Below are 14,037 nucleotides of genomic sequence, written 5' to 3' on the forward strand. Positions count from 1 at the left end.
CCTTTACGGTCGCTGCCGTTGGCGCGGATTGAGGGCCTCGTTGAGACCATCGCCGAGCAGATTGAGGGCGAGCACCGCGAGCACGATGGCAGCGCCCGGAATCGCCGTGAGATACCACGCCGTACGCAACGAATCGCGTCCGGAACCGATCATCGCGCCCCAGCTCACGACGTTCGGGTCGCCCATGCCGAGAAACGACAGCGACGATTCGATCAGGATGGCGCTCGCTACCATCACCGAGGCGGTGACGATCACGGGCGGCAACGCGTTGGGCAGAATCTCGCCAAAAATGATGCGCGTGTTGCCGAACCCCTGGCTGCGCGCCGCGAGCACGAAGTCCGAGCGCCGCAGCGTGCGAAATTCCGCGCGCACGATGCGCGCGACCGTGGGCCACGAAGCGATGCCGATGGCGAGTGCAATCACGACCACGTTGGGCCGCCCGATCGCCACGAGCACGATCACCAGCAAAAAGGACGGCACCGTCTGGAACAGTTCGGTGACGCGCACCAGTGCGTCGTCGATCAAGCCTCCGAAATAGCCGCCGATGGCGCCTACGAGCGTGCCGATCACGAGCCCGATGCCAGCCGAGGCCGCGCCGATCAGCAGCGACACACGCGCCCCATGGGCGACGCCCGCCGCCACATCGCGCCCGAGCGAGTCGGTGCCGAGCGCGAATTGCGGGTCGCTGCCCGGCCACTCGAACGGGCCGCCCACCATGTCGAGCGGGTCGCCGGGGTAGAGTCGCGGCGCGAGCACCGCCAGCAGCACGAACGCGGCGAGCAGCACGAGACCGGCGCACGCAGATGGATTGCGCAACAGCGTGCGCCAGAACGCGCGACCGCCGTGCCGCGCGGCATCGCCGCCGCGGCGGCGGCCAAGCAGCGCGAACGCCAGTTGACGGCGCCACGACGAACCCTCGCTCGCGGCGGCACGCCGCGCCTGAACCGGCAGGTCCGGCGATTCGAAACTCATTGAGGTTCCTCCGTGAAGGCGTCGCCGAAGCGCCGCTCCGGCGACGCCACTGATTCAACCGATGCGCGGATCGAGCCACGCCTGTAGCAGATCGACGAGAACGTTCGCGACGATGACGAGCAGCGACGACAACAGCAGCACACCCAGCAGCACGCTGAAATCGCGCGCCAGCACCGCATCGAGCGCGAGGCGGCCGAGCCCCGGCCAGCTGAACACTGTCTCCGTCACGGCCGCGCCGCCCAGCAGCGTGCCGAAATGCAGCCCCACGAGCGTGGTGAGCGGCATCAGCGCGTTGCGCAGCACATGCCGCAACGTCACGCGCCACGGACTCAGGCCCTTGGCCTGCGCCGTGCGCACGAAATCCTGACGCTGCACTTCGATCATCGCCCCGCGCGTGATACGAGCGTAGATCGCCACGAAGAAGGTGGCGAGCGTCGCCGCCGGCAGCAGCACATGCCTCGCGATATCGGCGGCATAAGCGAAGCCGTGCAGGTTCGCCCCGATCGTGACGTTGCCGCCGCTCGGCAGCCACCCCAGCCGCACCGCGAACAGAATGATGGCGAGGAGACCGATCCAGAAGCCCGGCGTCGAATAGAACAGCAGCGCGAACACCGAGAGCACGCGGTCCGGCCACTCGCCCGCCCAGTGCGCCATCACGGCACCGAGCACCACGCCCACCACGAGCGCGAGTGAAAGCGCCACCCCCATCAACAGCAAGGTATTGGGCAGCCGCGAAAGGATCAGTTGCATCACGGGCATGTCGTAGCGCGGCGAATAGCCGAGGCTGAAATGCGCGAGATGCTCCAGATACGTCCATAGCTGCACGAGCACGGGCTGGTCGAGCCCGAACTTCGCTCGCAGCAGGGTCATCGTTTCCGTCGTCGCGGAGCCGGCTTCACCGGCGATCACGTCGGCGGCGTCGCCCGGCATCAGCTTGAGCAGAAAGAAGTTGAGGATCACGATGCCGAGCACCGTGGGCAGCGCCTGCCAGGCGGTGCGGCGCAGGATCGTTTGCCAGCGGGTGCTTCGGCTCATCGTCGGGCTCCGTTGCTCGTTGATGCGCAGTTCGGCACGCCGTTCAGGCACTCAGCCAGACATCGGCGAAGTTGCCCTCCAGACCCTGCGCGCTCACCGTGTGATCGTGCACGCGGCGGTTGGCGAGCGTAACCATGCGCGGCGCGACGAGATTGAGGATGGGGAGATCGCGATAAACGGTCTGCTGGAACTGCTTGTAAAGGTCCACGCGGCGATTTTCGTCGAGCTCGACCGAGGCGGCTTCGAGCAGGCGGTCCACTTCCGCGCTGCTGTAATGCGGCGCGTTCGAGAACGGCACGCCGGGGCGAATATTCTTCGACCAGTAAAGACGCTGCACGCCCACGGCCGGATCGAACAGCGTGTTCACGCCGATGCTGGTGAAGTCGAACTCGCGGTCGGCATAGACGCGCTTGAGGAACGACGGCAAATCCTGCGAACGCACCGTGACGTCGATACCCACGCGCGCAAGCGCCGACTTCACGTAGCCCGCCTGGCGCTGGTACATGTCGCCGTACGGCAGGAAATCATGCGTCAGCCTGAAGCGCACGCCGTCCGCACCGCGCGGCTTGCCTGCTGCATCGAGCAGCGCCTCGGCCGCATGCGGATCGAACGCGTAAGGCGCGATCTGTGCGTCGTGATACGGCGAAGCGGGCGTGATGGGCGTGGGCGAGACGTCGGCGTAACCGTAGGCCACGGTCTTTTGCACGACCTGCGGGTTGATCGCGTGCGCAATGGCCTGGCGCACGCGCGGGTCCTTCAACACCGGATGATCGAGATTGAAGTCGATTTCCGCGAGCGGTTCGAGAAAGCGGTAGCCGCGCGTTTCTGTCGTGAGCTGCGGCAGTTGCGTAAGGCGCGGCAAGTCGGTGAGCGGCACGGGGTTTTCACCGCCCAGATCGAGCGCACCCGTTTCGAACGCCGCCGAGCGCGCGGCCGGATCGGGAATGACCTTGTAGACGAGCGCGTCGATATACGGCTTGCCCGCGTCCCAGTAGTCGGGATTGCGTTCGTAGACGATGCTCGCGCCGCGCGTCCACGACTTGAAGCGAAACGGCCCGGTGCCGATTGGCGCGTTGTTGTGCGGGTTGGTGAGCGGATCGCCAGTGGCGTACAGATGCTTCGGCACGATCGGCGACTCGCCCGCCGACAGCGCCTTGATGAGAAATGGCGCGGGCTTCGACAACTCGATGATGGCCGTGTTCGCGTCGGGCGTCTGCACCTTCGTCACGTTCGCAAAGGTGCTGCGCCCGCGCGGGTGAATCGCCTTGAGCAGTTCCACCGAGAACGCCACGTCGGCGGACGTGAACGGCTGGCCATCGTGCCAGCGTACGTTCGGCCGCAGCTTGAACGTGTAGCGCAATCCATCGGGGCTCACGGTCCAGGCGGTCGCGAGTTGCGGCTGCGGGCGCAGGTCGAAGTCATAGGCGAGCAGCCCTTCCAGCACCTTCGAGCTCGCGGCGAGCGCCGGTCCCGTGGTCTGGAAGATCGACACCAGCACCGGCGGCTCCGGGTTGATCAATACGTTCAGCGTGCCGCCGCGCTTGCGCTCGCCTGCGCCCTGGGCGCGGGCGAGCGCGGGAAAGCCCGCTGTGGCGACGGCCGCGCCGCTTGCAACAAGAAATTCTCGACGGGTCAAACGTGACATGCTGATGCGTTCCGATTTCGATGAGGTCGGGCGTGGCGATCTGCCAGAGCCGTTAAATTCGCGCCGTGGCGACAGACCTGCAATCGTAGCAACGGCCCTCTCACGCGCTAACCAAGCGATGCTGCTAACCATATGACCCGGCGTGCCCAACGGGCAATGCAGCGAGGCGGCTCGTCAATTGCAAAGCAGAAAAGCTTCTTTGTTATTCGCACGTGCGGCGTGTTTACTCCATCGATCCACCCGCAAGGCGCCCTGCGCCGCAACGAACCTCCAAGGTGTCCGTCTTGAGCGAAACTTCCGTGGCTCCCGTGGCGCAGCCGCATGCATCGTCTGCCGTTTCTTCCCGCGCATCGACGCCCTTCGTTCCCGTGGCCTCTCCCGCCGCCTTTGCCGACAGCCCGGTGGCGCGCGCTTTCGCGCAGCCGCTCATGCTGGGCCTGTTCCTGCCGATACAGGCGGGCGGCTGGAGCGCCTCCACGCTGCCACGCGGCACGGACTGGTCGTTCGACTACAACGCCGCGCTCGTGCAGAAGTGCGAAGCGCTCGGCTTCGATCTCGTCTTCGCGCTGTCGCAATGGCTGCCCAAAGGCGGTTATGGCGGCGTATTCGACGGCCAGGCGCTCGACTCCTTCATGACGCTGGCGGCGCTCACCGCACGCACCGAGCGCATCATCCTCGCCGCCACGACGCATGTGCTCTACGGGCCGTGGCACCCGCTGCACTTCGCGAAGTTCACCGCCACGCTGGACCATATCTCGCGCGGCCGCTGGGGCATTAATGTGGTTACGGGGCACCGCGCGGTCGAACACGAAATGTTCGGCTGGAATCGTATCGAGCACGACCGGCGCTACGACATGGCGGCCGAATTCCTCGACGCCGTTCAACAGTTGTGGGCTCAACCGGATAACTTCAGTTTCGAGCCGGAACTTTCAAGCTGGCGACTGCAAGGCGCGTTCGTCACGCCCAAGCCGCGCTACGGGCGCCCGCTGCTCATCAATGCGACGGGGTCCGACGCGGGCATCGACTTTGCGGCTCGCTACTCCGACGTGGTGTTTATCACGAGCCCGGCGGGCCCGCAGATCGATCGTGCGCTGGAGGCGCTGCCCGCGCACACCGCGCGGGTGAAGGCCGCCGCGCGTGCGTATGGGCGCGAGGTGCGCACGCTGATCAATCCGATGGTGATCTGCCGCGAGACGTCCGCCGAGGCGCACGCCTATCACGATGCCATCGTCGCGCACGCCGACGAAGGGAGCTTTCATCGATTCGACAGCGACGCGCATGCGTGGCGCGGTGGTTTCGAGGATCGTGTAAAAGCGGCCTCGCGCGCTGTGGGGGGCAACATCACGATCGTGGGCTCGCCTGAAGAGGTGGCCGGGAAGATCGTCAAGCTGCATGCGGCAGGCATCAACGGCGTGCAGTTGAGTTTCTTCGATTTTCAGCCCGACCTCGACTTCTTCGGCGAGCGTGTGCTGCCTTTGCTGCACGAAGCCGGGCTGCGCCGCTAAGCGCAGGTTGCCCGCCTGCTCCGCACTGCCTGCGCAGAACTCGCGCGCGGCGCCCCCACTCGCGACCAAGGAATCAACATGACGCTTCTCTGGTACACCCGTTGCCCGGCGCCGACTCCTTTCGGCATTGCCGCACAGCAAGGCTTGCTGCAAGAGGAATTCGCCGTCGACGGCATCGAAGTGAAGGCGTTGCAGGACGCCGACGACCCGGCCATCCGTCGCTCGCATTTCACGCACACGCAGCCGTGGTCGTTCCGGCAGGGCGGCAACATACCGGCACTGTGGGCGCGCGCACAAGGCAGCGACACGCGGCTTGTCGGCCTAAGCTGGGTCGACGAGTTCCAGGGGCTCATCACGCTCGATCCGAAGCTCACGGCAACGCGTGCTTCGCTCGCCGGGCGTCGATTCGGATTGCCAATCAATACAGCGGCCGAAGTGGTCGACTTTCATCGCGCCACGGCACTGCGCGGTTTCCACACGTTGCTCGAAGCGGCTGGCGTCTCGCCCGCCGACGTGGAGCTTGTCGATCTGCCGCACGCTCCCCGCGGCCTCGCCCATGCCAAAGCGCAGGATACCGCCCCGCTCGCCGAGTGGCTCGATACCCAGCGCGCCCACGAATTTTCGCGCGAGGCGGTGGCCCTCCTGCGCGGCGAAGCCGACGTGGTGTTCATCAAGGGCGCGACGGGCCTCGACATCGCCAACGTCCTCGGCGCACGCGTGCTGATCGAAATCAGCGCGCATCCCGATCGCCGCGCGCATGCCAACAACGGCACGCCACGGCCGCTCACGGTCGATGCACAACTACTGCGCGAGCGGCCCGATCTCGTCGAGCGCGTGCTCGCGCGTACGCTCGACGTCGCCGCGTGGGCTGGCGCGCACCCTGGCGAGGTCACACGCTATGTCGGGCGGGAAGTACGCAGCGCGGAGCACTGGGTCACACGCGCCTATCCGGCCGGGCTGCACCGGCAGCTGGAAATCGGACTCGACGCCGCTGCGCTCGACGCGCTAGAGCACTTCAAGCGCTTCCTTTTCGAGCACGGATTCATCCCGGCCGATTTCGACTTCGCGCAATGGGTCGAGCCCGCACCGCTCGAAGCGGCGCTCGCGCGTCGCGCGCAGCGCGCCGCCGCCATCGCCGCCTAGTTCGATCCATCGACAACCCTCATGAAGCGCTGCCCGTCAGCGCGCCTTTTCCGCTGATCGCCTTAGCCGAACCAATGATTCCTGCCCTCCTGCTTACGGCGCGCCGCCGTATCTTCCTCATGCTCGTGGTGACGGCGAGCGTACTCGCGCACGTGGCCGCGCACGCGCAAACGCGCGGCGGCACGCTCAATTTCGTGGTGACGCCGGAGCCGACGGCGCTCGTGGATGTCGCGACCACCGCCGTGAATGTCCTCAAGGTCAGCCCGAAAGTGATCGAAGGGCTGCTCGATTACGACTTCGACCTGAAGCCCAAACCGCTGCTCGCCACCTCATGGGAAATCGAGGACGGCGGCCGCCGTTATGTGTTTCATCTGCGGCACGGCGTGAAATGGCATGACGGTGCGCCGTTCACGTCGGCAGACGTGGCGTGGTCCATCGAAGCGCTGCGCAAGGTCCATCCTCGCGCGCGCACGACGTTCGCGCACATGAGCGCCATCGCCACACCCGACCCTTATACGGTTGTGCTCACGCTCAGCGAGCCTGCGCCGTGGCTGATCCGCGCCTTCTCGGCCTCGGAAACGCCGATCCTGCCCAGCCACCTCTACGAGGGCAAGGACGTGCTCGCCAATCCGGCCAACAACGCGCCCATCGGCACGGGACCGTTCCGCTTCGTCAAATGGGTGCGCGGCAGCTACATCGAATATGCGCGCAACGACGACTATTGGAACCCCGGCAAGCCGTATCTGGACCGCATCATCGTCAAGATCATCGCTGACCCCGCCGCGCGCGCGGTGGCATTCGAGGATGGCTCCGTCGATATCGGCGGTGATACGCCCGTGCCGCTCGCCGACCTCGATCGTCTGAAGGCCAATCCGAAGCTCGGCATCGAAACGCGCGGCTACGAGTTCCAGGCGGGTGTGCAGCGCATCGAATTCAACCTCGACAATCCCGTGCTCAAGCAGTTGAAGGTGCGCCAGGCGATCGCCTCTGCGATCGACCGCGAGGTGATCCGCAAGATCATCTACTACGGCTATGCCACGCCAACCGCGAGCCCGCTGATGCCGTCGAACCCCTACTACGACGCGGCGCCCTCGCCCTATCCGTTCGACATCGCGCGCGCGAACCACCTGCTCGACGAGGCCGGTTATCCGCGCAAGGCGGACGGCACGCGCTTCGCGCTTACGCTCGACCCGCTGCCTATCGGCGACCTACCCGCGCGCACGGGCGAGTACATCAAGTCGGCGCTCGCCCGCGTGGGGATCGCCGTGACGATCCGCAATCAGGATCTCGCCGCTTATCTGAAGCGCGTCTACACCGATCGGCAGTTCGATTTCACGACGAACGGCATGAGCAATCTGTTCGATCCGGTCGTGGGGGTGGCGCGCCTGTACACGACCGACAACTTCCGCCCCGGCGTGCCCTTCACCAACGGCTCGCACTACAGCAACCCACAAATCGACAGCCTCTTCGCACAAGCCGCGCGAGAAAGCGACGAAACGAAACGCAAGCAGCAATTCGCGCAGATCCAGCACATTCTGGAGCGAGACCTGCCCGACCTGAACCTCGTCTCGCCGCAATGGATCACGCTCGCCGCGAAGCGTGTGCACGACCATTCCATTTCACCTGACGGCACGGCCGCGAGTTTCGCCGATGTCTGGCTTTCGCACTAAGCGTGCACACGCCACCTTGCTTGAACGACCTGAGGAAATTCATGGAATACCGGCAACTTGGCCATAGCGGCCTGAAAATCTCCACGCTAACGCTCGGTACGATGATGTTCGGCGGACAAACCGACGAGGCCACCGCCGAGCGCATCATCGGCGCGGCGCAGGAGCGAGGCGTGAATTCAATCGATACCGCCGACGTCTACCACCAGGGCGAATCGGAGCGCGTGGTCGGCCGCCATATTGGCCGGCAGCGCGACCGCTGGGTGCTCGCCACGAAGTTCGGCAACCCCTTCGACTTCACGCCGGGCGGCGATCTCGATATCAATGCGACGGGTGCCACGCGCAAGCACGTGATCCGTGCCGTCGAAGCAAGCCTCGCGCGCCTGAACACCGATTATCTGGACCTCGTGTATCTGCATCGCGAAGACCATCACACGCCGGTCGAGGAAACCGTGCGCGCGCTCGGCGATCTCATCGCAGCCGGCAAGCTGCGTCACTATGGTCTGTCGAATCATCGCGCGTGGCGCATTGCCGAATTCAGCCGCGTGGCCGATCTGCTGGGTGCGCCGCGCCCCGTTGCGAGCCAGCCGCTTTACAACCTCGCCAATCGCCAGGTCGAAGCGGAGCAGTTGAGCGCCGCCTGGCATTATGGCCTTGGCGTGATCTCGTACAGCCCGCTTGCGCGCGGCGTGCTGACCGCCAAGTACGAGCCTGGCGCACAGCCCGGCGCCGACACACGCGCGGGGCGCCAGGACCGCCGCCTGAGCGAAACCGAATGGCGTCCGGAGACGATCGAAATCGCGCGGCGCGTCGAGGCGCATGCGCGCTCGCGCAATCTCACGGCCGCACAATTCGCGCTGGCGTGGGTGCTCAACAGCCGCTATATCACCTCGGCCATCGCAGGCCCGCGCACCGAGTCGCAATGGCGCGACTATCTGCCCGCGCTCCAGTATCGCCTTGACTCGGAAGACGAAGCATTTGTCGATTCGCTCGTTGCGAGCGGCCATCCGTCGACACCTGGCTTCAACGATCCCGGCCATCCGTTCTTCGGACGACTCGTGCGTCATGGCGCCCCGCAAGACGTGCGCGCGCCGGGCGGCGAGCGTTAATCCGCTGATGCCAGGGGAGCGCACCGTGAACGCATTCACTCCGGACGCCGCGCTGGTCGAACGCGCCGCGCTGCTCGGCCGCACCTTCGCCGCCGTGGCCGACGAACATGATCGCAACGCCACCGCGCCGCTCGATCAGTTCCGCGCGTTGCGCGAAGCCGGTTTGTTGCGCGCGAACATTGCGCGCAGCAATGGCGGCTACGGCGCGGAGCTCGCGCTCTCGCGCGCCATTGTTGCGGAGATCGCCTATGGCGACCCATCCGTCGCGCTCATTCTCTCGATGCACTACAGCCAGCACGCCATGATCGTGCGCGACGCGCGCGAACACACGGGCGAATGGCCCGCGGCGCTCGCGCAGCGTCTCACACGTGCCAGCGTGGAAGGCCGCGCGCTCGTCAACGCGGCGCAGGTCGAGCCCGCGCTCGGCTCGCCCTCGCATGGGGGCCTGCCCGAAACGCTCGCGCGCCGCGAAGGCGACGTGTGGCGTATCACGGGGCACAAGGTCTATGTGACGGGCGCGCCGTTGCTCACGTGGATCAACGTGCTGGCCCGCACCGACGAGCCTGAGCCACGCCTCGGCCACTTTCTCGTACCGCGCAAGGCGGCAGGCGTGCGCATCGTGGAGACCTGGGACCCGCTCGGCATGCGGGCCACGGCGAGTCACGACGTAGTGTTCACGGACGTGGCGATTCCCGTTGACGATGTCGTCGGCCTGAAGCCCGCGCATCTCGGCGTACAGCGCGATCCGCACGCCACGGCGTGGTACTTCAGTCTGGTCGGCACGGTCTACGACGGCGCGGCGCGCGCCGCCCGCGACTGGCTGCTCGCTTTCCTCAACGAGCGCAAGCCGGGGGCGCTCGGCGGAGCGGCGCTCGCCACTGTGCCCATCGTGCAGGAAAGCGTGGGACGCATCGAAATGCTGCTGACGGCCAACGACTGGCTCTTGCGTACGCACGCCGATGCGATCGACGCGGGCACCGCGCCCACCGAATTATCCGCCGCAGTCAAACATACCGTCGTGGACAACGCCATCGCGGCCGTGGATGTCGCGCTGGAACTCGCGGGCAATCATGGCATCGCGCGGCGCAATCCGCTCGAACGCCATCACCGCAATGTGCAGTGCGCGCGCATTCACGCGCCGTCCAACAGCTTGCTGCGTACGATGGCCGCGCGCCGCGCGCTGGGCCTGTGAAAACCCGGGAAAGCGCCCCCCGGCGTGCGCGCCGGGGCTGTGGATTCAACGGATTCGCCGGAATGTGCGCAGGCGCCTTTGGCTCAATCGGATCGAACAGCAATGGATGACTAAACGATTCCCGGCGCCGCCGCTTCGAGCACGTTCACGCGCTTCGGAATCAGTTTGAGGTCGAAAAACGTATTGGCGATCTGCTGCTGCTCGGCAAGAATGGCTTTCGTGATAGGCCCTGTCCCGAATTGCACGCGTGTGATCGCCTCGCTCACCACGTCATTGGGCAAGCCCCACAATTGCGCTAGCTGGGTGGCAAGCGCCGCGCGGTTGCCCTGCCCCCATTGATCGATCTGGCTCAATTCGCCGATCAGGATCTTGATGACATCGGGGTTTTGCTTCGCGTAATTGAGCGACGAGAAATAGTAGGCCCGGTTGCCGACCACGCCGGTTGCGTCGACAAGAATGCGGGCATCGAGCGTTTTTTGCGCGGCGGCGAGAAAGGGGTCCCAGATCACCCATGCGTCGATGGAGCCGCGCTCGAAGGCCGCGCGCGCGTCGGCGGGCGCGAGGAAGACGACTTTCACGTCGCCATACTGAACGTTGTGCGCTTGCAGCAGCTTCACGAGGAAATAGTGGACATTGCTGCCGCGATTGAGCGCGACCGTCTTGCCCTTGAGATCCTCCACGCCGCGGATGGTCGAAGCGTGAGGCACGAGCACCGCTTCCGACTGTGGGCGCGGCACCGTGGCCGCGACATAGGCGAGCGGCGCGCCGGCCGCCTGCGCGAAGATGGGCGGTGCTTCGCCCACGTCGCCGAAGTCGATCGAGCCCACATTGAGCGCTTCCAGTTGCACGGGGCCTGCGTCGAACTCCGTCCACGTGACTGAAACACCGAGCGGAGCGAGCCGCTTTTCCAGCGTCCCTCGCCCTTTGAGCAGACTGAGATAGCCCTTCTGATTGCCGATGCGCAGCGTGCGCGCGGTGCTAGCCGCGCGCGCGGAAGACGTGCCGAGTGCGGATATGGCGGCGAGTGCCGCGGCTGAGGCGGAGATGCGGATGAAGTTGCGGCGTGCGTTCATGCTCGATGGGTTCGACGTGAAATCGATGGAAAAATAGGGACGACGCCGATCCTATAAGTCGCGTGGCAGCGTGGAAACCATCAAATCCTGCGCTGCTAATTCGCGTCGCAGATAACCGTTTCGCCTCGCGGTCGGCTTGCTGGTCTGTGCGGCTAGCCGATATGTAAATCTCGAATCGATATTGGCCGCTCCATGAAGCGACAACCATAATCGGCCTGATGCGGCCCACGTCAGACGATCAACGCTTCCTTCAGAACCCTTCAAGACATCAAGCAACCCACCATGCGCCATCGATTAGTTATCCAAACATTGCTTTCCACTTTCACGCTCTTTGCGCTACAAACACAGACCGCCCAGGCTGCCGACGCCAACGCGCACGTCTTGCGCGTCGGCTTCGTGCCCGGCCCTTACGCCGATGAATTCCGCGAGGGCGTCGAGCCGCAACTCAAGCGCAAGGGTTACACCGTCCAGTACGTCGACTTCAGCACCGGGCTCGAAGCCAATCAGGCCGTGTGGCACGGCGAAATCGCCGCCGATGTCATGCAGCACAGCGTCTACCTGAAAGCCTACAACGACCGCAACAAAACCGATCTGGTCGGCGTCGTGCAGGTGCCTACGCCGCCTATGGGTCTTTACTCCACCCGCCATCATTCCCTCGCCGAAGTGAAAGCCGGCGCAACGGTTGCCGTGCCGAACGACCCCGTCAACCTCGAACGCGCGCTCAAGATTCTCCAGGCCATCGGCTGGATCCGCATTCGCGAGAATCCCAATCCCGTCGACGTCTCCGAGCGTGACGTGGTCGCCAATCCCACCGGTATTCGTATCGTGCCGCTCGAAACCGCGCAGGCACCGCGTGCGCTCGAGGACGTCGATTTTGCGGCGATCCAGGGAAATTTCGCCATTTCGAGCGGGCACCGCCTGGCCGAAGCGCTCGCGCTCGAACAGATGCTTTCGCCCTACGTGAATCAGGTGGTCGTCAAGTCGGCGAACCGCAATTCGCAGGAGACCGCCGACATTGTCGCCGCCTATCGGTCGGATGAATTTCGCACCGCGATCCTGCGCAACGACGCCTATAAGGGCTACCGCCTGCCCGATTACTTCCCGCGTTAGCCCAACCGGCCTGACTCACGCCGATGTCGAACGGCAGCGGCGGCGCGCGTTATGAGCCGTGGAGCTGGGCGCCGGTTACTCGCTCTCGAAGGCCTCCGAGCGCTACGCAACGGCTGCGTACCAGCATGCAAGCGGCAGTGTCGGCCGGCATCAAGCACCTGTTCTAACGGGCAACACACGCCGATCGGGTTGGGCGTTGCCGCGGAAAGGATTTGAAACGAATCTGCCGTGGCGCGGCGGGCCTGAAGGCCTTTGTCGGCGAGCGTGAAGGCCTTTGTAAAACGGGCAGCGCAAAGACCGCAACGCGCGCGACGTCATCCCGATACGCCCGATAAGCATAGTCTGTTTCGTTGTTTGTTCCCTCGCCAGACGTCGAACAGAATAAACGACGCAAGATCGCCCGACCTGCTTCGCTCCCCATCGACGGCCAATTCCGGGAACTTCAACGATCCATGCTTTGCTCACGCCCTCTCATCCTGCTTTTCAGGCTCATGCTCGTTGCGGCGTTGTCCCTGGGCGCTGCCGCCGCGTTCGCTGACAAACCCTCGGTAATTCGCATTGGCGTCGCCCAGCAAGGGGCCGGCGATCCGCCGACCTTCGGCGGATCGCCGGCCGCCACCGTCCAGTTGCAACAACTGCTGGAGAAGGAATTTTCCGCCGACGGCATCAAAGTCGAATGGGTATTTTTCAAGGGCGCCGGACCCGCCGTGAACGAAGCTATTGCCAACAAGGCGCTCGATTTCGCCTTCCAGGGCGATCTTCCGGCGGTACTGGCGCGCGCCAACGGCCTCAAGACCCATTTACTACTCGCCGCGGGCGTGCGCACCGGTATCAAGATCGCGGTCCCGCCCGATTCGGATATTCAATCCATCAAGGATCTCAAGGACCGCCGCGTCGCTATCTTTCGGGGTACTAACCTGCAACTGGTCGCCGACAATGTGCTGGCGAAGAATGAACTGGACGAACGCAGCCTCAAGGTGATCAACCTCGACACCGCGAGTTCGCTCGCCGCGCTGGCGTCGAAAGGCATCGATGCGTCCGTGAACGATTACCACCTCTACAAGCTGCGCGACGCAGGGCTGGCAAAAATCATCTACGAGTCGCAGAACGACGGCCCCCAGTTCACGCGACAAACCCATCTGCTCGTGCTCGACGATTTCGATCGCGCTCATCCGGACATCGTGCAACGCGTGGTTACCGTGTTCGTCAAAGGCGCACAGTGGTCGTCAGACGAAGCGAACCGCGACGCGCTGTTCAAACTCTGGGCGAAAAGTGGCGTGCCCTACTCGTCCTGGCAAGCCGAATATGCCGGTCAGAGTCTGAAGTCGCGCAACTCGCCGCTGCTCGACGCGTTCTTTGTCGCACGCTACAAGGCGGTCGCGCAAGACGCGCTCAAGCTCAAGCTGATCCGCCAGCCGGTGGATGTCGACAGCTGGATCGAGCCGCGTTATCTCGTCACGGCACTCCATACGCTCAAGCTCGACCACTACTGGACGGCCTACGATGCGGCGGGAAAGCCGTTACCTTGAACGATGCCTTGAGTACTGCCCTCGCATCGGACCGACGCTGGCCCGGTTGACTGCCCC

At 64.9% G+C, this 14,037-nt stretch carries 11 protein-coding genes; 7 read left to right on the plus strand and 4 right to left on the minus strand.

What is annotated here, in order from left to right:
- Positions 1-3 precede the first annotated feature (3 nt).
- From U0042_RS01480 to U0042_RS01490, 3 genes are read right to left on the minus strand one after another with little or no spacing between them, the layout of a single operon-like run.
- Positions 4-972, minus strand: coding sequence for an ABC transporter permease (locus U0042_RS01480; protein ID WP_114809552.1), 969 nt, complete (start codon positions 970-972; stop codon positions 4-6).
- 54 nt (positions 973-1,026) lie between these two features.
- Positions 1,027-2,007, minus strand: coding sequence for an ABC transporter permease (locus U0042_RS01485; protein WP_114809553.1), 981 nt, complete (start codon positions 2,005-2,007; stop codon positions 1,027-1,029).
- A gap of 43 nt (positions 2,008-2,050) precedes the next feature.
- Entirely contained in the window at positions 2,051-3,652 is a 1,602-nt protein-coding gene (locus U0042_RS01490) for an ABC transporter substrate-binding protein (RefSeq protein ID WP_114809554.1), read from the minus strand.
- 308 nt (positions 3,653-3,960) lie between these two features.
- On the opposite strand from U0042_RS01490, the gene U0042_RS01495 reads away from it, so the two are divergent.
- From U0042_RS01495 to U0042_RS01515, 5 genes are all read left to right on the plus strand, one after another.
- Positions 3,961-5,157, plus strand: coding sequence for an LLM class flavin-dependent oxidoreductase (locus U0042_RS01495; RefSeq protein WP_232833286.1), 1,197 nt, complete (start codon positions 3,961-3,963; stop codon positions 5,155-5,157).
- A 78-nt stretch (positions 5,158-5,235) separates the two neighbouring features.
- Positions 5,236-6,300, plus strand: coding sequence for an ABC transporter substrate-binding protein (locus tag U0042_RS01500; protein ID WP_114809556.1), 1,065 nt, complete (start codon positions 5,236-5,238; stop codon positions 6,298-6,300).
- 119 nt (positions 6,301-6,419) lie between these two features.
- Positions 6,420-7,970 carry an ABC transporter substrate-binding protein gene (locus U0042_RS01505; RefSeq protein ID WP_232833287.1) on the plus strand — a complete coding sequence of 517 codons (1,551 nt, stop codon included), beginning with the start codon at positions 6,420-6,422 and terminating at the stop codon, positions 7,968-7,970.
- A 41-nt stretch (positions 7,971-8,011) separates the two neighbouring features.
- Entirely contained in the window at positions 8,012-9,076 is a 1,065-nt protein-coding gene (locus U0042_RS01510; RefSeq protein ID WP_114809558.1) for an aldo/keto reductase, read from the plus strand.
- Positions 9,077-9,101: 25 nt separating this feature from the next.
- Complete coding sequence (locus U0042_RS01515; protein ID WP_232833244.1) at positions 9,102-10,268, plus strand: acyl-CoA dehydrogenase family protein; 1,167 nt, start codon at positions 9,102-9,104, stop codon at positions 10,266-10,268.
- Between the two features lie 110 nt (positions 10,269-10,378).
- Here U0042_RS01515 and U0042_RS01520 read toward each other — a convergent pair whose 3' ends face one another.
- Positions 10,379-11,341: a sulfonate ABC transporter substrate-binding protein gene (locus U0042_RS01520; protein ID WP_114809559.1), complete on the minus strand. Its 963-nt coding sequence runs from the start codon at positions 11,339-11,341 to the stop codon at positions 10,379-10,381.
- A 282-nt stretch (positions 11,342-11,623) separates the two neighbouring features.
- Between U0042_RS01520 and U0042_RS01525 the strand changes: the two genes are divergently transcribed.
- A complete protein-coding gene (locus U0042_RS01525; protein ID WP_114809560.1) occupies positions 11,624-12,451 on the plus strand; it encodes a MetQ/NlpA family ABC transporter substrate-binding protein in 828 nt (275 codons plus the stop codon).
- A 491-nt stretch (positions 12,452-12,942) separates the two neighbouring features.
- Positions 12,943-13,980, plus strand: a complete 1,038-nt coding sequence (locus U0042_RS01530) for an ABC transporter substrate-binding protein (RefSeq protein WP_232833288.1) — start codon at positions 12,943-12,945, stop codon at positions 13,978-13,980.
- The last annotated feature ends 57 nt before the right edge of the window (positions 13,981-14,037 follow it).

The sequence above is a fragment of the Paraburkholderia kururiensis genome (assembly GCF_034424375.1).
Classification (GTDB): domain Bacteria; phylum Pseudomonadota; class Gammaproteobacteria; order Burkholderiales; family Burkholderiaceae; genus Paraburkholderia; species Paraburkholderia kururiensis_A.

Coding starts and splice junctions, on each gene's coding strand:
- U0042_RS01480 (WP_114809552.1), bottom strand. CDS start 972: ATGAGTTTCGAATCGCCGGACCTGCCGGTTCAGGCGCGGCGTGCCGCC.
- U0042_RS01485 (WP_114809553.1), bottom strand. CDS start 2,007: ATGAGCCGAAGCACCCGCTGGCAAACGATCCTGCGCCGCACCGCCTGG.
- U0042_RS01490 (WP_114809554.1), bottom strand. CDS start 3,652: ATGTCACGTTTGACCCGTCGAGAATTTCTTGTTGCAAGCGGCGCGGCC.
- U0042_RS01500 (WP_114809556.1), top strand. CDS start 5,236: ATGACGCTTCTCTGGTACACCCGTTGCCCGGCGCCGACTCCTTTCGGC.
- U0042_RS01505 (WP_232833287.1), top strand. CDS start 6,420: ATGCTCGTGGTGACGGCGAGCGTACTCGCGCACGTGGCCGCGCACGCG.
- U0042_RS01510 (WP_114809558.1), top strand. CDS start 8,012: ATGGAATACCGGCAACTTGGCCATAGCGGCCTGAAAATCTCCACGCTA.
- U0042_RS01520 (WP_114809559.1), bottom strand. CDS start 11,341: ATGAACGCACGCCGCAACTTCATCCGCATCTCCGCCTCAGCCGCGGCA.
- U0042_RS01525 (WP_114809560.1), top strand. CDS start 11,624: ATGCGCCATCGATTAGTTATCCAAACATTGCTTTCCACTTTCACGCTC.
- U0042_RS01530 (WP_232833288.1), top strand. CDS start 12,943: ATGCTCGTTGCGGCGTTGTCCCTGGGCGCTGCCGCCGCGTTCGCTGAC.